Genomic DNA, 21601 nt, shown 5'->3' on the forward strand with positions numbered 1-21601 from the left:
ATCAGCGAGATCGCCATCGTGCTGCCGGCCGAGCCGAGGGTGACGACGTCGTTGCCGGCCGTACCGGTCAGCGTCTCCAGCGCCGAGACGAAGGTGGTGTTGCCACCGGCGCCCAGGGTGATGACGTCGGAGCCCGCGCCGCCGGTGATCGTCTCGAACAGACGAACCTCAGCGGTGTTGCCGGTGTCGCCCAGGGTCAGGACGTCGGTGCCGGCGGCGCCGATCAGCGTCTCGATGCCGCGGAGCAGCAGCGTGTTGCCGGCCGTGCCGAAGGTGACGACGTCGGTGCCCGTGCCGCCGATCAGGATGTCGATGCCCGAGACGGAGACGGTGTTGCCGGCAGTGCCGAGGAACACCAGTTCCGAACCCGTGCCGCCGATGATGGTCTCCAGACCGCTGGCCAGCAGGGTCGCGCCGGACGAGGCGATGGTGACGACGTCAACGCCGGCACCCAGACCCGTCAGGGTTTCCAGAGCAGAAACCAGCAGGGTGTTGCCGCTGGTCAGGATGACGGCGTCGGTGGCGGCACCACCGGTCAGCGTCTCCAGGCCCGAGGCCAGCAGGGTGTTGCCGGTGTCGCCGAGGGTGACGACGTCGGAACCGGCCAGGCCGGTCAGGGTTTCGATGCCGCGCAGGAGGACCGTGTTACCGGTGGTCTCCAGGGTGACGACGTCGGTGCCCGCACCGCCGACCAGGATCTCCAAGCCCGAAACCAGCAGGGTGTTGCCGGCCGCGCCCAGGAAGACCAGGTCCGAACCCGTGCCGCCCGTGATCGTCTCCAGGCTCGAAGCCAGCAGCGTGCCGCCGACGGAGCCCAGGGTGACGACATCGTTGCCCGCACCGCCGGACAGGGTCTCGAGCAGCGACACCAGGATGGTGTTGCCGGTCGTGGCCAGCGAGATGACGTCGGTGCCGACCTGGCCGGTCAGCGTCTCGACGCCGATCACACGCATGGTGTTGCCGGCGACCGAACCGATGGTGACAACGTCGTTGCCAGCCTGGCCGGTCAGCGTCTCGACCAGCGAGACGAACATGGTGTTGCCACCGGTGCCCAGGGTGATGACGTCGGAGCCCGCGCCGCCGGTGACCGTCTCGAACAGACGAACCTCAGCGGTGTTGCCCGTGTCGCCCAGGGTCAGGACGTCGGTGCCGGCGGCGCCGATCAGCGTCTCGATGCCGCGGAGCAGCAGCGTGTTGCCGGCCGTGCCGAAGGTGACGACGTCGGTGCCCGTGCCGCCGATCAGGATGTCGACGCCCGAGACGGAGACGGTGTTGCCGGCCGTGCCGAGGAACACCAGTTCCGAGCCCGTGCCGCCGATGATGGTCTCCAGACCGCTGGCCAGCAGGGTCGCGCCGGACGAGCCGATGGTGACGACATCGACGCCGGCACCCAGGCCGGTCAGGGTCTCGATCGCCGAAACCAGCAAGGTGCTGCCGCTGGTCAGGGAGATGACGTCGGTGCCGGCACCGCCGACCAGGGTCTCGAGAGCCGAGACCACCATGGTGGTGCCGGTGTCGCCGATGGTGACGACGTCGGTGCCGCCCTGGCCGGTCAGGACCTCAAGGCCGCGGACCAGGACGGTGTTGCCGGCCGTGCCCAGGGTGACCGTGTCGCTGCCCGTGCCGCCGACCAGGATCTCCAGGCCCGAAGCGAGCAGAGCGCCGCCGGCGGTGCCGATGAAGACCAGGTCCGACCCCGTGCCGCCGACGATGGTGTCGATACGGCTGGCCAGCAGGGTGTTGCCCGCCGAACCCAGCGTGACGACGTCGGCGCCGGCGCCGCCGTTCAGCGTCTCCAGAGCCGAGATGAACAGGGTGTTGCCGGCCGTGCCGAGGGCGACCACGTCGGTGCCCGCACCGCCCGTGATGGTGTCCAGCAGCGTGGCGAACAGGGTGTTGCCGGCCGAGCCGAGGGTGACGACGTCGGAAACCGTGCTGCCGGTCAGCGTCTCGATCGCCGAAACCAGCAGGGTGCTGCCGGCGGTCAGCGTGATGACATCGCTGGCGGAACCGCCGACCAGCGTCTCCAGCAGCGAGACGGTGGTGGTGTTGCCGGTGTCGCCCAGCGTGACGACGTCGGAACCGGCGGCGCCCGCCAAGGTCTCGATGCCGCGCAGCAGGATCGTGTTGCCGGTCGTGCTGCCGAGCGTGACGACGTCGTTGCCCGTGCCGCCGACCAGGATCTCGACCGCCGAGACGGTCGTGGTGTTGCCGGTCGTGGCCAGGAAGACCAGATCCGAAGCCGCACCGCCGGTGACGGTCTCCAGCCCGGAGATCGTGATGGTGTTGCCGCCCGCAGCCAGCGAAACGACGTCGACGCCGGCGCCCAGACCGGTCAGCGTCTCGACCGCGGAGACCAGCAGGGTGTTGCCGGCGGTCAGCGTGACGATGTCGGTGGCGGTGCCGCCGGTCAGCGTCTCGATGCCGCTGACGGTCACCGTGTTGACGGTGTCACCCAGCGTCACGGCGTCGGTGCCGCCCTGGCCGGTGATCGTCTCGACACCGCGGACCAGGAAGGTGGCGCCGGTGGTGGCGATGGTGACGACGTCGGTGCCCGTACCACCGACCAGAACCTCGATCGCCGAGACGGTCGTGGTGTTGCCGGTCGTGGCCAGGAAGACCAGATCCGAAGCCGCACTGCCGGTGACGGTCTCCAGCCCGGAGATCGTGATGGTGTTGCCGCCCGCAGCCAGCGAAACGACGTCGACGCCGGCGCCCAGACCGGTCAGCGTCTCGACCGCGGAGACCAGCAGGGTGTTGCCGGCGGTCAGCGTGACGATGTCGGTGGCGGTGCCGCCGGTCAGCGTCTCGATGCCGCTGACGGTCACCGTGTTGACGGTGTCACCCAGCGTCACGGCGTCGGTGCCGCCCTGGCCGGTGATCGTCTCGACACCGCGGACCAGGAAGGTGGCGCCGGTGGTGGCGATGGTGACGACGTCGGTGCCCGTGCCGCCGACCAGGGTCTCGACCGCCGAGACGGTCGTGGTGTTGCCGGCCGTGCCGAGGAAGACGAGGTCCGACCCGCTGCCGCCGGCGATGGTCTCCAGCCCGGAGATCGTGATGGTGTTGCCGCCCGCGGCCAGCGTGATGACGTCGGTGCCGACGCCCAGACCGGTCAGCGTCTCGACCGCGGAGACCAGCAGGGTATTGCCAGCGGTCAGCGTGACGACGTCGGTGCCGGCGGCGCCGGCGATCGCCTCGATCGCACTCACCTGGATGGTGTTGCCGGCCGTGCCCAGCGTGATGACGTCGGAGCCGCCCTGGCCGGTGATCGTCTCGACCGCCCGGACCAGCAGCGTCCCGCCGGCCGTGCCGAGGGTGACGATGTCGGTGCCCGCACCGCCGATCAGCGTGTCGATCGCAGTGACTTCGACAGTGCTGCCGCCCGTGCCCAGCGTGACGACGTCGGTGCCGCTCTGACCGATGATCGTCTCGACCGCCAGAACAGACAGCGTGTTGCCCGAGGTGCCGAGGCCGATGATGTCGCTGAAGGACGATCCGATCACCGTCTCAACCGCCGAGACCAGCATGCTGGCGCCGGCCGTGCCGCTGAGAATGACGACGTCGGTGCCGGCATCGCCGGCCAGCCCCTCAAGCAGGCTGACCGAAACAGTGTTGCCGCCCGTGCCGAGGACGACGAAGTCAGAGCCGGTGCCGCCGATTATCGTCTCGAGCCGGGAGGTGGCAATGGTACCGCCGGCCGTGCCGAGGGTGACGACGTCGATGCCGGCGGCGCCGGTGATCGTCTCGAGCAGGCTGACCGAAAGGGTGTTGCCCGCCGTGCCGAGGGTGACAACGTCGCTGCCCGAGCTGCCGGTGATCGTCTCGATCAGGGACACCAGCATCGTCGCGCCAGAAGTGGTCAGCTCGATCACGTCCGTGGCGGAGCTGCCCACCAGGGTTTCCAGCAAAGAAACCTGCAGGGTGGAACCGGCGGTCAGCGTGATGAAATCGGTGCCGGTGCTGCCAATCAGAGTCTCCAACGCCGAGATCGACACCGTATTACCGGCGGTCTGCAGCGTGATGACATCCGTACCCGTGCTACCGAGGATGGTCGAAAACTGCCCTACTGATAGGATCGAACCCGTAGTTATTTCCAGAAAGTTTGTTCCAGCCATACTATTCCCCTTCAGGTTTGGTTCGCCGGCGGATGAACCATCTTTAAGGCACGCCTCACGCTGAGCTGACGGCAAGCAGAGTCAGTCCTGGCGCGAGCTAACACACCGTGCCCTTGTTATCCGAAGGAATGGACCCATGGCAACGCGTTTCTACCGAAGTGGGTAGGGCGGCGCTGCCGACTGGTGAGCAGGTCACACGCGAATGGATCCACCATCCCATGACACCCCCCCATAAGTCTTTGCGAAATCTTCCGGAATTGCCGCTATGGCTGTTCGGCAACAGGCCGGTCGGAAGTTGGGGGTACCTACGGATCCAGAAGCCCTGCCGTGGCCTTTCCAGGGGTTGCAGACAGCCGCACGGTCGAATCGAATCGACGATGACCAGCATTTGCACAGCGTTCCCGCCCGGCGTCACTTCGACAGCCGTGGCTTGGCTTGAGCCTGACCAGTCATCGAAGTTACAATTTCATAACATGGACAGTATTGCCGTCGTCTCTGCGCCACGGATGCATTCGCGATCAGGATGCGCTTGGAGAATTCCGGAACACCCGTTATTCCCTTCCCGCGGCCCGCCACCCGCCCGCCACCGGATGGAAAGCGGAGGGGCAAGGCCGGACCGGCGGGCTGCGGGCCCGGTGCCGCAGGATCTATCGAGGACGACCGAGCAAGCATGGCGACCATTCAGGAGGCGCTCGCCGCGGCGGTGCGGCATCACCAAAGCGGCCAGCTCGCCGCCGCGGCCCGGATCTACCGCCGCATCATCGAGATCGCGCCCGACCAGACCGACGCCCTGCACCTGCTGGGGCTCGTCGTCCGGCGCGCGGGCCAGGCCGGCGGCGCACTGCGCCTGCTGAGCCGCGCGTTGCGCCTCGACCCCGCCATGGCCGAGCCGCGCCTCAATCTGGGCAACATGCTGCGCGACCACGGGCATGGCGCGGCAGCGGCCGCCTACCGCAGCGCCATCGCCCTGCGGCCGGAACTGGCCGCCGCCTATGAGAACCTGGGCGGGCTGCACCGCGGGCAGGGACGCTCCGCGGAGGCCGAACGCGCCTGCCGCCGCGCCATCCGCCTCAACCCCATGGCGGCGGAAGGCCACAACGGGTTGGCAAACGTCCTGCAGGAGCGCGATGAGCTGGACGGCGCCGTCGCCGCCTATCGCCGCGGACTGGCCATCGATCCCGCCCACACCGCCGCCTGCAACAACATGGGCATCGCGCTGCGCGGGCTGCACCGGACGGCCGAGGCGACGGCCTGCCACCGGCGCGCTGTGAGGCTCGACCCGCATTTCGCCGCCGGCCACACCAGTCTCGGCCTCGCCCTGCAGGAGCAGGGACGCCTGGAAGAGGCGGCGCGCGCCCATGCCCGCGCCGTCGCCGTCGATCCGGCCTTTGCCGGCGGCCATGCCAATCATGGCAACGCCCGGCTGAACCAGAACCGGCTGGACGAGGCGGTCGCCGGCTTCCGCCGCGCCGTCGCCATCGACCCGGCCGGCCCGGACGCCCGCCGCAACCTGGGCATGGCCCTGCTGGTCGCCGGCCGCTTCGAAGAAGGCTGGCGCGAATACGAGTGGCGGCTGCGCTGCAAGGACGCCCCCACCCACGCCGCCATGCCCAAACCGCGCTGGAGGGGCGAACCGCTGGACGGCCGCCGCATCCTGCTGCACGGCGAACAGGGGCTAGGCGACGCCCTGCAGTTCTGCCGCTATGCCCCCCTGGTGGCGGCGCGCGGCGGCCGGGTGATCCTGGGCCTGCCGGCACCGCTGGAGCGGGTGATGGCCGGGCTGCCCGGCGTGGAGCGCTTCGTCAGCGGCCAGCTTCCCACCGACGCCTTCGACCTGCATCTGCCGATGCTGAGCCTGGGCGAGGTGTTCGGGACACAGATGGACACCATCCCGCACCGCGTGCCCTATCTGACGGCGGAGCCCGATCTGGTGGCGCGCTGGGGCGAGCGGCTGAAGGGCCTGCGCGGGCTGAAGGTCGGCATCGTCTGGGCCGGATCGCCGACCCACGGCAACGACAAGAACCGCTCCATCGGGCTGGCCCCCTTCGCCCGGCTGGCCGCCATCCCCGGCGTCAGCCTCGTCTCCATCCAGAAGGGCCCGACCGAGGGGCAGGCGGCCGACCCGCCCGGCGGCTTCCCCCTGCTGAACCTGTCGCCCGACATCAGGGATTTCGCCGACACCGCCGCCATCATGGCCAACCTCGATCTGGTGGTCTGCGTCGACACCTCCGTCGCCCATCTCGCCGGCGCCCTCGGCGTCCCGGTCTGGGTGCTGGTGCCCTTCGCGCCCGACTGGCGCTGGATGCTCGACCGCGAGGACAGCCCCTGGTATCCCACCATGCGCCTGTTCCGCCAGGACCGCCCAGGATCCTGGGACGACGCCATCGACCGCCTGGAGCACGCCTTGCGCAACCGTGCGGCCCAATCCACCCACACTCGGACAGGACCTTCCGACATGCCGATCCTGGCGCCCGTTTCCTGGGGCGAACTGCTGGACAAGATCACCATCCTCGACATCAAGGCGGAGCGCATTGCCGACGCCGACAAGCTGGCCAATGTCCGGCGCGAGCGCGAGGCGCTGGTCGCCGTGGCGGCGCAGGCCGACACCAAGCGGCCGGAGGTCGCGGCGCTGATCGACGAACTGCGCGCGGTCAACACCACCCTGTGGGAGGTCGAGGACGAGATCCGCGACTGCGAGCGCGCCAAGGATTTCGGCCCGCGCTTCGTCGAGCTGGCCCGGCAGGTCTACCACACCAACGACCGCCGCGCGGCGCTGAAGCGCGACCTGAACCGGCTGCTCGGCTCCGAGCTGGTCGAGGAAAAATCCTACCAGGCCTATTGAGGCCGGACAGCCCTCCCCCCCTCCAACCGAAGGGTCCTGCTCCATGACCGCCGAAACCGCAACCGGGACCGCCGGCCTCCCGACCGACCGAAGCGCCCCGGAGCACCGTGCCCTGGAACAGCGTCTGTCGCAGGTTCTGGAGCTGTGCCGGTCCGGCCGGCCGGAGGAGGCAGAGGGACCCTACCGCGAGCTTTGCGGCACACCGCCGGGCGATGCGGCCGGGCTGCTGTCGCTGGCCGAAGCCGCCCGCATCCTGGGCCGGCCGGCCGACACCGTGGCCTGGGCGCAGGCCGCGGTGCGGGCGCAGCCGGACAGCGCCGACGGCTGGGGCGTGCTGGCGATCGCGCTCGTCGCCGCCGGCCGCGCCGACGAGGGGTTCGCGGCGGCTGCCGAGGCGCTGCGCCGGACAGGGACCGGGGCGGCCGATATCCAGGCGGCTGATATCCAGGCGGCGGTCCAGGCTCACCGCGCCCAGGCACTCGCCCGGCTGCGCCGCGGCCAGCTGGCCGAGGCGGCGGCGACCTGCGACGAGGCGCTGCGCCTGGCCGGCGCCGTCGCCCAAGCCCCCCAGGCGCTGCGTCAGGCACAGGCCGAGACGCTGGGCACCCTGGCGCTGGTCCGCATGCTGGAGGGTCGGGCCGAGGAGGCCGAGGCGCTGTTCCGCCGGGCGCTCTCCCACCGTCCGATCCTGCCGGAGATCCTGGGCAACCATGCCTCGCTGCTGGCCCGGCTGGGCCGCGACGAGGAGGCGCTGGAGCAGGCCGAACAGGCGGTGGCGCTACGCCCGCGGCTGGCGGGAACCCTGCACCTGATCGGCACCCTGCACCACCGCGCCGGCCAGCCGGAATCGGCCATCGCCGCCTTCCACCGGGTGCTGGCGGCCGATCCCGGCCATCTCGACGCCCGGCTGCGGCTGGCCGACAGTCTGCGCGTCGCTGGTCATTGGGAGGAGGCGGCGACCGTCTGCCGTGACGGGCTGGCCCGCATCGCCAACCCGGACGATCCCGCCCGGACGCCGCTGCTGGCCAATCTGGGCGCCGCCCTGCAGACCGGCGGCGACGCTACAGGCGCGCTGGAGGCCTACCGCGAAGCCCTGCGCCTCGCCCCCGACCTGCCGGAAATCCACAACAACCTCGCCCGCCTGCACCAGGAAACCGGCAATCCCGACGCCGCCATCGAGGAGCTGCGCCGCGCCACGGCCGGCCGGCCGACCAACCAGCCGCTTCCCCTGCCGCTGCGCCGCGCCCTGCTGTCGCTGCTGATCGCCGCCGGCCGCAGCGCCGAGGCCGAGGCCGAGGCCTTCGGCATCGCCCGCACCGCCCCGGAGGACGCCGAGCTGTGCTTCGGCATCGCAGCATTGTTCCTGCAAGGCGGCTGGCGCGATCAGGCCCTGCCCTATGTGCGCAAGGCGATCCGTCTCGCCCCCGATGTGCCGCGCAACTGGATCGCCTTCGCCGAGGCGCTGCGCGACGCCACGCCCGCGGAGCCTGATGAGGGCCTGCGTGCCGACCTGCTGGCGGCACTCGGCCGGCCGGAGGTGGAGGGGAGCGGGCTGTCGCGTGCCATCGCCGGCGTGCTGATGGCGTCGCCCATCCTGCGCCATCTCGCCGCCCTGCCGGAGGATGGCGGGTCCGCCCTGGACGAGGCCAGCCGCACGCTGCTGGCCGACGGCTCGCTGGCCGGACTGGCGGAGGATGCGCTGCTGCTGGGCCATCTGCGCGCCGCCCCGGTCTGCGATCCTGCCCTGGAGCGGGCGCTGACCCGGCTGCGCCGGGTGCTGCTGCTGGCGCTGACCGGACCCGGCCTGCCCGACCGGCCGGCTTGGCGCGCCCTGTGCGCCGCCATCGCCGAACAGTGCTTCCTCAACGAATATGTCTTCGCCGAGAGCGACGGCGAATTCCAGGTGCTGGCGGTGCTGGTCCGCGCGGCCGAGGCGGCGCTGGACCGCGGCGAGCAGCCTCCGGCGGTGCTGATCGCCTTGTTCGGCGCCTACCGGCCGCTCTACCGCTGGGAGCGGGCCGACGGCCTGCAGGCCCTGACCTGGCCCGAGGAGATCGCCCGGCTGCTGAACCGCCAGGTCGCCGAGCCGCTGGCAGAGGCGGCGATCCAGGCCGAGTTGCCGGCGCTGACCCAGATCAGCCATCCGGTGTCGGTCGGCGTGCGCGCCCAGTACGAGGAGAACCCCTATCCGCGCTGGATGAGCACCGGCCTGCTGCCGGAGCCGGTGCCGCTGCCCGGCTTCCTGCACGCCCTGTTCCCGCACGCCGCCCTGCCGGCCTCCCCCGCCTGGCCCTCCACTTGGGACGCGCCGGGCTGGGAAGCGCCGGAGGTGCTGGTCGCCGGCTGCGGCACCGGGCGCGAGGCGGTATGGGCCGCCTCCACCCTGAAGAACGCGCGGGTGCTGGCGGTCGACCTCAGCCGCCGCAGCCTCGCCTACGCCACCCGGCAGAGCCGGCGGCTGGGCCTGAAGAACATCGAGTTCGCCCAGGCCGACCTGCTGGAACTGGGGACGCTGGGCCGCCGCTTCGACGTGGTGCACAGCGTCGGCGTGCTGCACCACATCGAGGACCCGATGGCGGGCCTGCGCGTTCTGCGCGGGCTGTTGCGCCCGCATGGCGTGATGGAGGTGGGGTTCTACAGCGCCGCCGCCCGCCGGCCGATCCTGTCCGCCCGCGCCTTCATCGCCGAGCGCGGCCACCCGCCGACGCTGGACGGCATCCGCCGCGTCCGCCGCGACATCCTGGGTCTGCCGGACGGCCATCCGGCGCGCGCCGTCGCCCATTCCCCGGACTTCTACGGCACCAGCGCCTGCCGCGACCTGCTGATGCATGTCCACGAGCTGCACGTCACCCTGCCCTGGCTGGCCGACGCGCTTGCCGCGCTGGACCTGGAGTTCCTGGGCTTCCGGCTGGCCGACCCCGCCGTGGCCGCCCTCTACCGCAAGCGCTTCCCCGAGGATCCGGCGATGACCTCGCTCGCCCGCTGGGACCGGCTGGAGGCCGAGCATCCGATGATCTTCGGCGGGCTGTACCAGGCCTGGGTGCGGGCGCGGGTGTGAGGATAGATTCGCACACCCGTTGGCTCTTCGTTTCCGCTAGCATTCATTCACTCTCACGACCGTAAATCAGGGAAAGTGGCTTTGCGTCTCATCACTATGTCAGTCTGGGGCTCTTCGCGGATGTACTGGGAAGGGGCTCTGATCAACAGCCGGATCTACAAGGAGGTCTACCCGGGCTGGACGCTGCGCATCTATACCGACGAGCGGAATGAGTTCACGCGTGAACTGGTCGAGAATGGCGCGCAGGTTTGCCTGATGCGAAATCCAGGCGGGATTTTCGGCATGTTCTGGCGCTTCATTCCGGCATCCGACGAGGGCTTGGACGCTCTGATCGTCCGAGATGCCGACAGCCGGTTGAACGTCCGGGAAGCGGCCGCGGTGGAGGCTTGGCTGGCATCCGGAAAGGGAGCCCACGTAATGCGTGACCATCCGCACCACCTGAACTGGCCGATGCTGGGCGGCATGTGGGGCATCCGCGGCGGCGTGATCCCGGATATGAAAGAGCGGATCCTGGCTTGGAACCGTTGGGAAAAGAAGCTGGACGACATGCACTTCCTGGCGGAGTCCGTCTGGCCAGTCATTCAGCATGATTGTCTTCAGCACGTTCGGGGAACATCCCCTTTTGGCGGCGAGCCATTTCCACCGCACCCCCCCTGTTCCTGCGACTACATTGGGCAGGTTTATTACGAGGGTAGCGTAAAGGATGAAACGCGCTAGTCGTCAGGTTGCGACACCTCCCTGGTACTGAAAACCGGGGCCAAGGATCGGCTCGGCTGGATCATCGAAGTCATCAAGCACTGGTGGACAGGTCTTCAGGACTTTTGGCTCGCCCCTGGCCGGCAACCTCCGGAAACTCCCAAGGGGTCATTTGTGATTAGACCATTGAGCGGACCTTCGGATGGATGACCCGCTGGAGACGTCTGGTTCGCGACTATGGAAGCGCGCATCGACGTCTCCGGCGGCATGATACAACTCGCCATGGCAAGCCCGCCACTCCGACGTGTCTGCCATTGAAACGGCTTTCAAACGGACTCTCCGCGGTTCCGTCAGGCGCCCTGTATCAACGGCTGCCGATCCGTGCGCCGGGCTCTCATTCCCCAACCTGAAGGGGTGCGGACAAAAGTATTCACGGTATTGCCGGTGGCAAAATCCATTAGGAACGTCAGAAGCGCACGGACTCTGTGAGCGTAAAGGTGGTTTGAAGTCACAAATTTGTGGCGCTCCATCACCCCTTCGTTTCCACCCTGATCGAAAGCGGCGATTGCTTTGCCCACAGCTTCGTCGATGGCTTCGACGCCTTGGCTCACATCATAACGGATCACACCGAGACGCTCTGCGGTCTCGACGTCGATGACATGGTCAAACGCAGGCAGATGATCCGGAACGATCACCGTATGCCCCCACATCAGGCCATCAAAGAACCGGATGGACAGGTCCATGTTCAGGGGAACAACTATCGATGACTTGAATGAAAACCACCTAATTGCCTTTTCCATCTCAGTTATATTTTTATAATATTTCTGCTCTCTATCCGATGATTTTGTGTAAAAACAAACGGTCTCAGAAGAATCTCTAACCACTTCATTCAAATATTTTGTTCTGGCCGCAGGCTCGTACAGAAAATATGGCGCAACTGCCTTCGATATTCTCGGGAATTTCTCAAACATCCTCATGACATCATCCACAATTTTAACCGGAATATTTCTGTAGCAGGCTGGAAGTATTGGAGCTGCGATAGAGTGCTCGTTGAGCAGATAATCTTCGTGTCCAGCCCCGTAGTGAGAACTGAAGTATATATCACCTTCTGCAACAGATTTTTTATTTGCTTGGTGAGCAACGTGGTTATCATGAAGCCAAAAACACAAAACTCCCATGAATCCACGTCTTTCAAGATATTCCCTTATTCCCTCGACATCCTCACCTCCGATGTTCATGATAATAACATCAGCTTCCGAAAATTTTTCTGATAGAATTATTTTTCCAGATATGTTCCAGTCATCAGTTTCGAAGTCATGCCAAATCCCTCCCGGCGCGCCAGTCAGCCCTCCCACACCTCTCAGGGACATGATGCTGATCCGGTCTTTCAAGAGCACCGCTCTGACCTTCTCGTGTATTTCAGAAAATCGATCACTCGGCGCATCCGAAGGAAGCATCACCAATACGACCTCTTTGTATGGATTGTTTCACAAGTGCAAAAGCGGATCGCGCCCGCTGTCACTCGGGACGTGCCTGGACTCACAGTGCCGCAGCTCTCCACCTCATTCACCCGCCTCACCGCCACCACTCATGATCGTCGGCGATCTCGGGATCTGGGATGTGGATGTCGCTGCCCGGCGGCAGGGCGAGGAGGTTGACCGCGCCGATCCCGTCGAACACGTCGTTGGGGTTGCCGGCGAAATTGTCCGGACGGAACAGACGCGCCGTGTGCCACCACACCCGGTAGCCCATCGAGCGGATCAGCCCGATCAAAGCGGGGGAGCGGTCGCGCCGGTCGTTCTCCACATACAGCACCGGGCGGTGGCGCGCGATCAGCCCGGACGCCCCACGCAACACCTCGGCCTCCATGCCCTCAACGTCGGCCTTGAGCAGCCGGCAGGACGGCAGGTTCAGGCTGTCCAGCGTCACCAGCGAAACCGCCTCGCCACGGTCCCAGCCGCCGAGGCCGAGGGCACCGAAATTGTTGGAGCGGTGCGGGTCCAGCACCGGGACCCGGATGGACCCGGCCTCGCTCCCCACCGCCATGCGCCGAGACCGCACATTGGTGACGCCGTTCAGAGCCAGATTGGCGGACAGCAGGTTGAACAGCATCTCCTGCGGTTCGAAGGCGACGACGGAGCCGGACGGACCGACCATGCGGGCCAGCGGCAGGGTCTGGGCGCCGATGTTGGCCCCGACCTCCACCGCCACGTCGCCGGGACGCAGGACCGAGCGGAACACCGCCACCTCATGTTCGGCATATTCGCCGTATAGGTCGAGCGAGCGGCCGACATACTGGTCGTTGCGGTTGTAGACCATCAGCCCATGGCGGCAGGACCGCATGCGGTTGAAGCCGCCTTCCAGATCCACAGGCCCGCCGATCATCCGCCCACCCTCGTCCTGTCCGATCCGGACAACATGGCCCCTCGGGAATTGCTGTAATCCAAAGCCGGAACCGGAAGCCACGACTTTCCGCCCGCGCGGCTCATCATCGCATCCCCGGCATTTCGCCATGGCACGCGGCTGGGCGAGACGCTACACCTAGCCTCCGTCGCCACCTTCGGCAGTCCCTTCGGGAGAGCAGCCCCATGTGCGGTTTCGCCGGCTTCGCCGGACCCGGCGGCGAGCGCGACCTCGCCGTCATGACCAGCATCATCCGCCACCGCGGCCCCGACGACGACGGCGTCCATATCGACACCAGCGGCGCCTTGGCCGTCCATCTGGGCTTCCGCCGCCTCGCCATCATCGACATCGAGGGCGGCCACCAGCCGATGGCGACGGCCGACGGCGACCTCGTCATCGTCTACAACGGCGAGATCTACAACGCGCCCGAACTGCGCCGCGCGCTGGAGCAGGCCGGCCACCGGTTCGTCACCGACCATTCCGACACCGAGGTGCTGCTGCACGGCTACCGGGAATGGGGCCTGGACATGCTGGAGCGGCTGAACGGCATGTTCGCCTTCTGCCTCTACGACCGGCGCCAGGGCCGGCTGGTGTTCGGCCGCGACCGCTTCGGCAAGAAGCCGCTGTTCTATGCCGAGACCGCCGACGGGCTGGTCTTCGCGTCGGAGGCCACCGCCGTCCTGTCGCACCCGTCGGTGCCGGACGCGCTCGACCGCACCGCGCTGGTCAAGTATTTCGCCTACGGCTTCATCCCGGCGCCGCTGACCGCCCATGCCGCGGTGCGCAAGCTGCCGGGCGGCTGCAGCATGGTCTACGACCTGACCAGCCGCCGGCTGTCGGTCAGCCGGTACTGGGAATACCGGATGGTGGTGGACGACCAGCCGCCGGGCGGTCCCGATGAGTGGGCGGAGGAACTGCGCGAGTTGCTGGACCGCGCGGTGGAACGCCGGATGCTGAGCGACGTGCCGGTCGGCTTCTTCCTGTCCGGCGGCATCGACAGCGCCGCCATCGTGGCGCTCGCAGCCCGGCACCGCGATCCGGCCACCATGAAGACCTTCACCATCGGCTTCGACGAGCCGAGCTTCGACGAGAGCGGCTATGCGGCCGACGCCGCGCGCCATTACGGCACCGACCATGCCTGCCGCACGCTGAACCTCGACACCGCGGCGGGGATGCTGCCGGAACTGCTGGGCCGGCTGGACGACCCGATCGCCGATCCGTCGATCCTGCCGACGCATCTGCTGTCGCGCTTCGCCCGCGAACGGGTGACGGTGGCGCTGACCGGCGACGGCGGCGACGAGCTGTTCGCGGGCTACGACACCTTCGACGCGCTGCGCACGGCGCGGCTCTACCACCATGCCGTCCCCCGCCCGCTGCACCGGCTGGCCGAGGCGGTGGCCCACCGGCTGCCGCGGTCGGACCGCAACATGAGCTTCGACTTCAAGCTGCGCCGGGCGTTGCGCGGGCTGGGGCACCGGCCGGCGCACTGGATGCCGGCCTGGCTGGGTCCGGCGTCGGTGGAGGAGGTGTCGCGGCTGTTCGGCACCAGCCTGACCGCCGACGAGCTGTATGACGAGGCCGACGCCCTGTGGCGGTCGGGCGCCAGCCGGCACGACGTCGACCGCTCCATCGAGTTCTACGGCCGCTTCTATCTGGGCGAGAATTTGCTGATCAAGGCCGACCGCGCCAGCATGTTCTGTTCGCTGGAGACGCGCTCGCCCTTCCTAGACCGCGACCTCGTCGCCTTCGTCAGCCGCCTGCCGGCCGGCGTGAAGCTGCAGCCGAACGGCATTCGGGGTGGCACGCGGAAATGGATCCTGAAGAAGGCGATGGCGCCGCTGCTGCCGCCGGCGATCCTGTCGCGGCCCAAGAAGGGCTTCGGCATCCCCTTGAGCCGCTGGCTGCGCCACCTGCCCCAGCCGCCGATGGAGACCGCGGCGCGCATCGGGGTGGACGGCGCCTGGCTGGCGGCACGCTGGGACGAGCACCGCAGCGGACAGGCCGACCACCGCGGCCTGCTGTGGGCCTGGACCGCGCTCGCCACCGCGCTGGACCGCCCGGCCAAGACCCCGGCACCGACCCCGATGGAAAACGCCGTATGAGCCTAGACAGTCTGGATCGTCCGTTCCTCCGGACGCGCGGGGGCGCGGACATGCACGATGCTGCCCGCTCCGATGTGCCCGCCGGCCGCGCGTCGTCGCCCGCCCGCATCCTGGTCGGGCTGCTGCTGGGGCTGGGGGGGCTGATCGTCGCCTACCAGTTCGGCATGAACATGCATGCCAGCACCGGCCTGCCCTATTGGGACGACTGGGGCTATTTCTTCGGCACCGCCCAGGGCGTGCAGCAGCCGCTGACCGTCCATTCGATCTTCGCCAAGGACAGCGACCATGTCGCGCCCTTCTTCAAGCTGCTGACCCACGGGCTGTGGCAGGCCATCGGCGTCGATTTCCTCGCCTTCCGGCTGGTCGGCTGGCTGGCCTTCGCCGCCATGCTCGCCGCTTACGCCCTGGTTCTGCTGCGGGACTGCGTGCGGTCGGCCTGGGATGCGGTGCCGGTGGCGGCGGCCGGGCTGTTCCTGACCGGCACGCTAAACAACGAGTATTTCTATTACCAGCACATGGGGCTGGCCCAGCCGATCTTCTTCACCTGCCTGTTCCTGTTCCTGCACACGCTGGCCCGCGGGCGGCTGGTGCCGGCGATGCTGTTCCTGCTGGCCTTCGGCTCCACCGGGGTGTTCGGCGCCAGCTATGCCCTTGGAGTGGCGGGGGCCGGAGCGGTGCTGACTCTGCGTCAGGGGGGGAGTTGGCGCGACCGTTTGGATGGCCGGATGCTGGTGGCCGTCGGCGGCGGGCTGCTGCTGACCGCGGCGATGCTGTGGATGACCTTCAGCGGCTCCTACGCCAACCACACCGGCCAGCCGCTGGTGCTGCCCTGGCACAGCGGCTTCTGGGCCTTCCTGCTGGGTGCCTTCGCCACCGCCGCCGGGCTGCCGGTGGAGGCGGTGGGTGCGCCGCTGTCGCTGGCGGCGGGGGCGGCGGCCCTGGCGCTCTGCCTCATTCCGGCGGCGGGCCTGCTGCTGGGCCGCGCCGGGCGGGAGAACCGCAACGCCGCGCTTGCCATTTCCGGGCTGATCGCCGGGGCGGTGATCGTCACCATGACCACGGCGCTGGGCCGGGCCGGGCTATGCGGCGAGGGCATCGCCAACGCCATGCGCTGCGGCACCATCCCGCGTTACGCCTATCCGGTGCTGCTGGCCTTCCCCGCCGCGGTCGCCGGCTGGACGCTGCTGCTCGGCCGCCGGACGGGGGTGGGGGCTGGAGTTGGGACCATCGCCGGTGTGGTGCTGGTGGCGGCGCTCGCCGTCGGCCACGGTGCGGGTACGGACGCCTTCTGGCGGCATTGGAGCGTCGACGGCCTCAACCGCATGGTGGCGGAGCGCGATGCCGCGGCCGAGCGCTGCGTCGCCACCCACCTGCAATCGATCCATACGCCCGCCGGAATGGACTGGAGCCGGCCGCTGGTCTGCCCCTCCGCCTCGCCGCGCAACATCGCGCCCTTCCTCCAGGCCGCCTACGACCTGAAGGCCGGCTTCGTGCAGTCGATCCTGGCCGATACGGCGAGCCGGCCGGAGCGGGCGACGCTGGCGACGCTGCTGCAGGCCGGACAATTGGACGAGGCGTCGGCACGGCTGCGGCTGGACGTGCCGCCGCGCGACGGCGGACTGCACGGGTCGCTCGACCGCTTCGTGCGGCTTCCCTCCGGCTCGCTGGCGGCACTCGGCTGGGCGGTCGATGCGGCGGTGCCGGCGCCGGCCGCCTTCGTCCTGCTGGGGGTGGGCGACCGCATCGTGGCGACATCCCCGACCGGCGGCGCGCGGCCCGACGTCGCCGCCGTGCTGAAGGACGGGCGGATGACCGACAGCGGCTTCAGCCTGCCCGTTCCGCCCGACCTGACCGGCCAGCGGGTGCGGCTGTTCGTGCTGGGCCATGACGGCGGGCTGAAGGAGCTGACGCCCCCCGGCGGGGCGGCGGCGACGCCCTGACAAACAGAAGGCCCCGCACCGGGAACGGTACGGGGCCTTTTCCTTGCCCTGTCTTTATCCTATGGGGATCGTCAGTCCCGGATGCTGCGGTCCGGGGGCGGCGGCTCGTCGAAGTTCAGCATGGTCTTGATGGAATAGTGGCTCTTGCCCTGGCTCTCGAAATAGATGCGGACCAGAAGCTCGGCCAGCAGCCCCATCAGGATGCACATCACGCCGGTGACCAGCCCCATCGTCACCAGGAGCGGCAGCGGCGTCAGGATGAAGGAGATGCCGTCGACCAGCTTCAGGTAGATGGCATAGATGCCGGCCAGCACCGACAGCCCCATGAACATCAGGCCGGCGAAGCCGAAGATGTAGATCGGCTTGGTCTCGTACTGGGTCAGGAACTTCACGACGACGAGGTCGAGCACGACCTTCAGCACCCGCTCCAGCCCGTATTTGGATTGGCCGTGGCGGCGCGGGTGGTGGCGCACCGGCATCTCGGTCAGCTTCGCCCCCTGCCAGCGGGCGTAGATCGGCACGAAGCGGTGCATCTCGCCGTAGAGCCGGTAGCCCTGCAGCATCTGGCGCCGGTAGGCCTTCAGCGTGCAGCCGTAATCGTTCAGCTTCACGCCGGAGATGGTGGAGATCAGCTTGTTGGCCATCTTGCTCGGCAGCGTGCGCAGCAGGAAGCCGTCCTGCCGGTCGGCGCGCCAGCCCGACACCACGTCGTACCCCTCGTCCAGCTTGGCGAGCAGCCCGCCGATGTCCTGCGGGTCGTTCTGCAGGTCACCGTCCATCGGCACGATGACGTCGCCGCGGGCATGGTCGATGCCGGCCATCATCGCCGCGGTTTGGCCGACGTTGCGGCGGAAATTGATGACGCGGATGCGGCGGTCGGACGCCACGCGCTGCAGCTCCGCTTCCGTCCCGTCGGTGGAGCCGTCATTGACGAAGATGACCTCGAAGCTGCGCCCCAGCCCGTCGAGCGCCGGGATCAGCCGGCCACACAAGGGGGCGATATTGTCCTCCTCGTTATAGACCGGGATCAGGACCGAGACGGAAACCGTGCCGGTGTCCGTGGCGGCGGATCCGGGGGTAAGCAGGAGGGTCATCGAACGGGTCCGGAGGCTGCGGAGTCATCTATGGAGGCGATGCCGGGCCATGGTATGGCCGCTGGGTCCGGCAAGCGCAACGGATAATTGGGTCGCGAACCGGGCATGGGCACCCGATCGGGGGCCATGGCATGCGGCACCGCCACTTTCCTTGCAATGTCCTGCCAAGCCCCATGCACTGTGGGATGACGTGCGGGCAAAGGGCGGGGCAACACGAGCAGCCGGGCGGATGCCCGTCGACGGCCGTCTGCCGGTCGTCCGTTCAGCCCGACATGCTCCTCGACCGGAACCGGTTCGCATCCGATGAAACTCTCCCTCGTCATCCCATGCACCCACCAGGACGTGGTCCTGGTTCCGGATCTGCTGGAAGCCTATGCGAACGGCACCGAACTGCCGGACTAGGTCATCGTATCGGTCGGCAACGCGCACATGGCGGACGAGGCCGTCCTGGCGCGGATCGCCCCCATCGGCGTCACCCGGTTCCCCGAAATCCTCATCCTCAAGCACAACCGGCGCATGTTCAACGGGCTGAACCGCTAGGCGGCCTCGGAACGCGCGCTCCATGAGCTGATCTGCTACCAGGACGCCGACGATATCCCGCATCCGCAGCGCATCCAGATCGTCAAGCGCCTGTTCCAGCGGTACGACATCATGCATCTGAACCACACCTGCTGCCTGGAAGGGTAGCAGTTTCACCAGGTTCACGGCGCCCTCCAGTTCATGATCCGGCACCAGAAGGCCGGCTGCGCGACTGCGTGCAGGTGCAGCAGTGCTACGGCGCCTTCACCGAACGCCCCGTCCATGCCGGGCAGCCAGTGATCCGGAGGGAGGTGCTGAAACAGATGCGCTGGAAGGACTGGGCGGAACTCGCCTTCGGCATCGCCGAGGATTACGAGTTCAACATGGAATGCGCCTATGTCTGGCGCAAATCGATGATCGTCGACATCCCGCTGATCCGCTACACCCCCTTTGCAGGCCGTGAGACGGTGGAGGAGATGCTGGGACTCGTCCCGGACGGCGCGTCCTCCACAATCCCCTCCCCCGTGTCCCAGCCCTGAACGGGACGGCCAGCATTCGTCCAGTGTCTGGAGAATAAGGGCGCGGAGACCCGCCTCATGGTGGCTGGCAACACTTCCCAAAAGTTCGGCAGGCACGCTCCCGTCTGAGCCAAGCGGTCACCATGAACACGCCGGGGAAACGCCCTCTTCAGTGTGTCTCGGGCTGAAGCGGAGGCGACAGGAGTATGTTCAAAGGGAACCGCCGATCCTCAACAATTCATCGCTATCCCAAGGCGCATAAACACTTATATAGGCCAGAGAAGGATCCTTGATGAGTTCCTCGGGAAGGCAGAGGGCGTCGACAAGATCCGATCGGACGCAGATCACGTTTCCGGTGTGGCAAACCACCGTATATCCTTTTTCCTTCGCAAGATCCGCCACCGCCATGAAGCTTGAGCCAGATGTTTCTCCGCCATGGACATATCGTATGGGAGGCGGGAAGGAGCTGTTCACCTCGATGACCACAATTTTCGGCGAATATTGCTTGACGGACGCCCAGACCTGATAATCGCAACTGTCGATGTCAATACTCAGAATATCGAAGTCTTTCGGAATGTCGGTCTTGCCAAGAATATCATCAAGCCGTTTTCCCTGAATATCTGGAGAGACAAAAGCAAGTACAGGCATAACTTTTTGGCCGGGAAGCTTTGAGCAAGTGGTCACGAGGTCCTTGTATTTTTCAGCATCTCCTTCAATGTAAACTCCGCTCCATCCGGCCTCCGCCAGAGAATATGTGTTGCTGAGATGTATACCATCCCAGGCTCCGAACTCACAGAAACTCCCTGAGGATATCCGCAGCCTCAGAAGAATTTCGGCGATGATGCCGTCTTCTCCATTTTGGCTATATTTATTTCTCTTATAACGAATGAGCGGAGATTTTGCCTCATGCAGAGCCCGCTTATCCTTGGCAATGTTTAATATTCTTCTCGCCTCATCGCACCGGGGATGCGCAGAGATGATGTTTTCGCACATCGCTGTGGCAACGTCATACCGCCCGACAGCAATGGCGCCATTGGCGATCTTCACTGCATCATCCAATGTGATTTGGTTCATTCTTTCCAGTCCTTTCCAATCGGAAATCTCGACATCCCTTGTCCGGTGTAACCGCAAAGGATCATGATCCTATCCTTAACCCCTGAACGGCCGATCATTCCGGCGAGCGGCCGGCAGCCCCTTCCATACCGGCCCGCCGCTCCCGCAAAACCGTCAGGTCGATGACGGCGCCCAGCAGGGCCACCATCACCTGGAAGGCGAGGATGCCGAAACCCAGCGCCAGCGACTGGGCATGCGGGACGCCCACCAGATCGAGCAGGCCGACCAGCGACGCCTCGCGCAGACCGATGCCGGCGAGGGTGACCGGCATCAGCACGATCACCGACATCAGCCCGATCACGGCGCACCAGACCGAAAAGGGCTGGTCGATGCCGACCGCCAGCCCCAGGATTTGGCTGCCGGCGACCGCCGCAAGCTGGACCGCGATCCCGCCGGCAACCGACAGCGCCGCCCGCCTCGGCCGGCGCGTCTGGTCCCGCCATGCCTCCAGGAAGCGGCGCAGCGGCCCGAGCAGCCAGGCCTCGCGCTTTGCCCCGGCCCGCCAGCCGAGCAGAGCCAGCAGAAGGCCGCGCGCCGGTGCCCAGGCCAGAAGTCCGGTCGCCGCGACCAGCCCCGCCAGCACCAGTCCGACCGCGGCCAGCAGCCCGTCGCCAAAGCGCGCCGACTGCGCCATCAGTCCGCCGCCGGTCAGCAGCAGCAGCCCGGCGATCCCCGTCACCTTGTCGAAGGCGACGGCCGAGACGATGCGGCCGCCGTCCTCCCGGCCCTGCCTTTCATCCCGGCTGAGCCGGTAGGCCTTCATCGCCTCTCCCGCCAGCTGGCCCGGCAGGACCAGCGCGTAGAGCTGCGCCACCAGCGTGTAGGCGAGCAGCCGCCCCGCCCGGTGGTCCGGCAGCAGCACCCGCAGCTTCAGCGCGTTCAGCACATGCATCAGGAAGAACAGCAGGGCGGCGAGCGCCATCAGCCCCGGCGACGCCACCGCCAGCACCCGCCAGACCTCTGCCACATCGACCCGCCACAGCAGCAGGGCGACCAGCAGCGCGCTGACCAGGGCTTTCAGGCGGGGACGCATCTAAGGGTGCCTTTTCATGAAGTCATGAAGTGATATGAGGGGATTATTTGAGGAGGTGTCGCGGAATCCCCCTCCCTAACCCTCCCCCGCTCACGCGGGAGAGGGGACCGCCGCCGCTTCGCAGAAAGCACCCTCTCCCGTGATCGGATCGGCCTTCGGCCGGCC

The 21601-nt window shown here is 67.5% G+C and carries 12 protein-coding genes and 1 pseudogene; 7 read left to right on the forward strand and 6 right to left on the reverse strand.

Annotated features, from left to right (window positions below; all coding sequences use genetic code 11):
- Window positions 1–3983 (reverse strand): calcium-binding protein (locus FZ983_RS32945; protein WP_149228966.1); only part of this gene is annotated, 3983 nt, incomplete at its 3' end.
- Window positions 3984–4788: 805 nt separating this feature from the next.
- Here FZ983_RS32945 and FZ983_RS32950 point away from each other — a divergent pair.
- The 4 genes and pseudogenes from FZ983_RS32950 to FZ983_RS32965 all read left to right on the forward strand — a co-directional run.
- Window positions 4789–6960 carry a tetratricopeptide repeat protein gene (locus tag FZ983_RS32950; protein ID WP_247884076.1) on the forward strand — a complete coding sequence of 724 codons (2172 nt, stop codon included), beginning with the start codon at window positions 4789–4791 and terminating at the stop codon, window positions 6958–6960.
- A gap of 43 nt (window positions 6961–7003) precedes the next feature.
- Window positions 7004–10018 (forward strand): class I SAM-dependent methyltransferase, encoded by a 3015-nt coding sequence (locus tag FZ983_RS32955; protein ID WP_149228967.1) that lies wholly within the window; start codon window positions 7004–7006, stop codon window positions 10016–10018.
- Between the two features lie 81 nt (window positions 10019–10099).
- Window positions 10100–10735, forward strand: a complete 636-nt coding sequence (locus FZ983_RS32960; protein WP_149228968.1) for a hypothetical protein — start codon at window positions 10100–10102, stop codon at window positions 10733–10735.
- A gap of 164 nt (window positions 10736–10899) precedes the next feature.
- Window positions 10900–11032, forward strand: a pseudogene (locus FZ983_RS32965) (IS5/IS1182 family transposase); the annotation flags it as partial.
- A gap of 32 nt (window positions 11033–11064) precedes the next feature.
- Here the strand turns inward: FZ983_RS32965 and FZ983_RS32970 are convergent.
- Entirely contained in the window at window positions 11065–12174 is a 1110-nt protein-coding gene (locus FZ983_RS32970) for a hypothetical protein (protein WP_149228969.1), read from the reverse strand.
- Between the two features lie 115 nt (window positions 12175–12289).
- Window positions 12290–13099, reverse strand: coding sequence for an FkbM family methyltransferase (locus tag FZ983_RS32975; protein WP_188092610.1), 810 nt, complete (start codon window positions 13097–13099; stop codon window positions 12290–12292).
- Between the two features lie 203 nt (window positions 13100–13302).
- Here FZ983_RS32975 and asnB point away from each other — a divergent pair, with 203 nt between their 5' ends.
- Window positions 13303–15219 (forward strand): asparagine synthase (glutamine-hydrolyzing), encoded by a 1917-nt coding sequence (asnB, locus tag FZ983_RS32980; RefSeq protein WP_149228971.1) that lies wholly within the window; start codon window positions 13303–13305, stop codon window positions 15217–15219.
- 50 nt (window positions 15220–15269) lie between these two features.
- Complete coding sequence (locus FZ983_RS32985) at window positions 15270–17159, forward strand: hypothetical protein (RefSeq protein ID WP_247884077.1); 1890 nt, start codon at window positions 15270–15272, stop codon at window positions 17157–17159.
- Window positions 17160–17230: 71 nt separating this feature from the next.
- Here the strand turns inward: FZ983_RS32985 and FZ983_RS32990 are convergent, their stop codons facing one another.
- Window positions 17231–18253, reverse strand: coding sequence for a glycosyltransferase family 2 protein (locus tag FZ983_RS32990; protein ID WP_149228973.1), 1023 nt, complete (start codon window positions 18251–18253; stop codon window positions 17231–17233).
- Between the two features lie 755 nt (window positions 18254–19008).
- Here FZ983_RS32990 and FZ983_RS32995 point away from each other — a divergent pair.
- On the forward strand, window positions 19009–19311 hold the full coding sequence (locus FZ983_RS32995) for a hypothetical protein (protein ID WP_149228974.1): 303 nt from the start codon (window positions 19009–19011) through the stop codon (window positions 19309–19311).
- 189 nt (window positions 19312–19500) lie between these two features.
- Here FZ983_RS32995 and FZ983_RS33000 read toward each other — a convergent pair whose 3' ends face one another.
- Together FZ983_RS33000 and FZ983_RS33005 are read right to left on the reverse strand one after the other, a co-directional pair.
- The gene (locus FZ983_RS33000) at window positions 19501–20364 is read right to left on the reverse strand and encodes an FkbM family methyltransferase (RefSeq protein ID WP_149228975.1); all 864 of its coding nucleotides are present in this window, start codon (window positions 20362–20364) and stop codon (window positions 19501–19503) included.
- A gap of 94 nt (window positions 20365–20458) precedes the next feature.
- Complete coding sequence (locus FZ983_RS33005; protein ID WP_149228976.1) at window positions 20459–21436, reverse strand: lysylphosphatidylglycerol synthase transmembrane domain-containing protein; 978 nt, start codon at window positions 21434–21436, stop codon at window positions 20459–20461.
- Window positions 21437–21601: the final 165 nt, after the last annotated feature.

Source organism: Azospirillum sp. B21 (assembly GCF_008364825.1).
Lineage (GTDB): Bacteria > Pseudomonadota > Alphaproteobacteria > Azospirillales > Azospirillaceae > Azospirillum.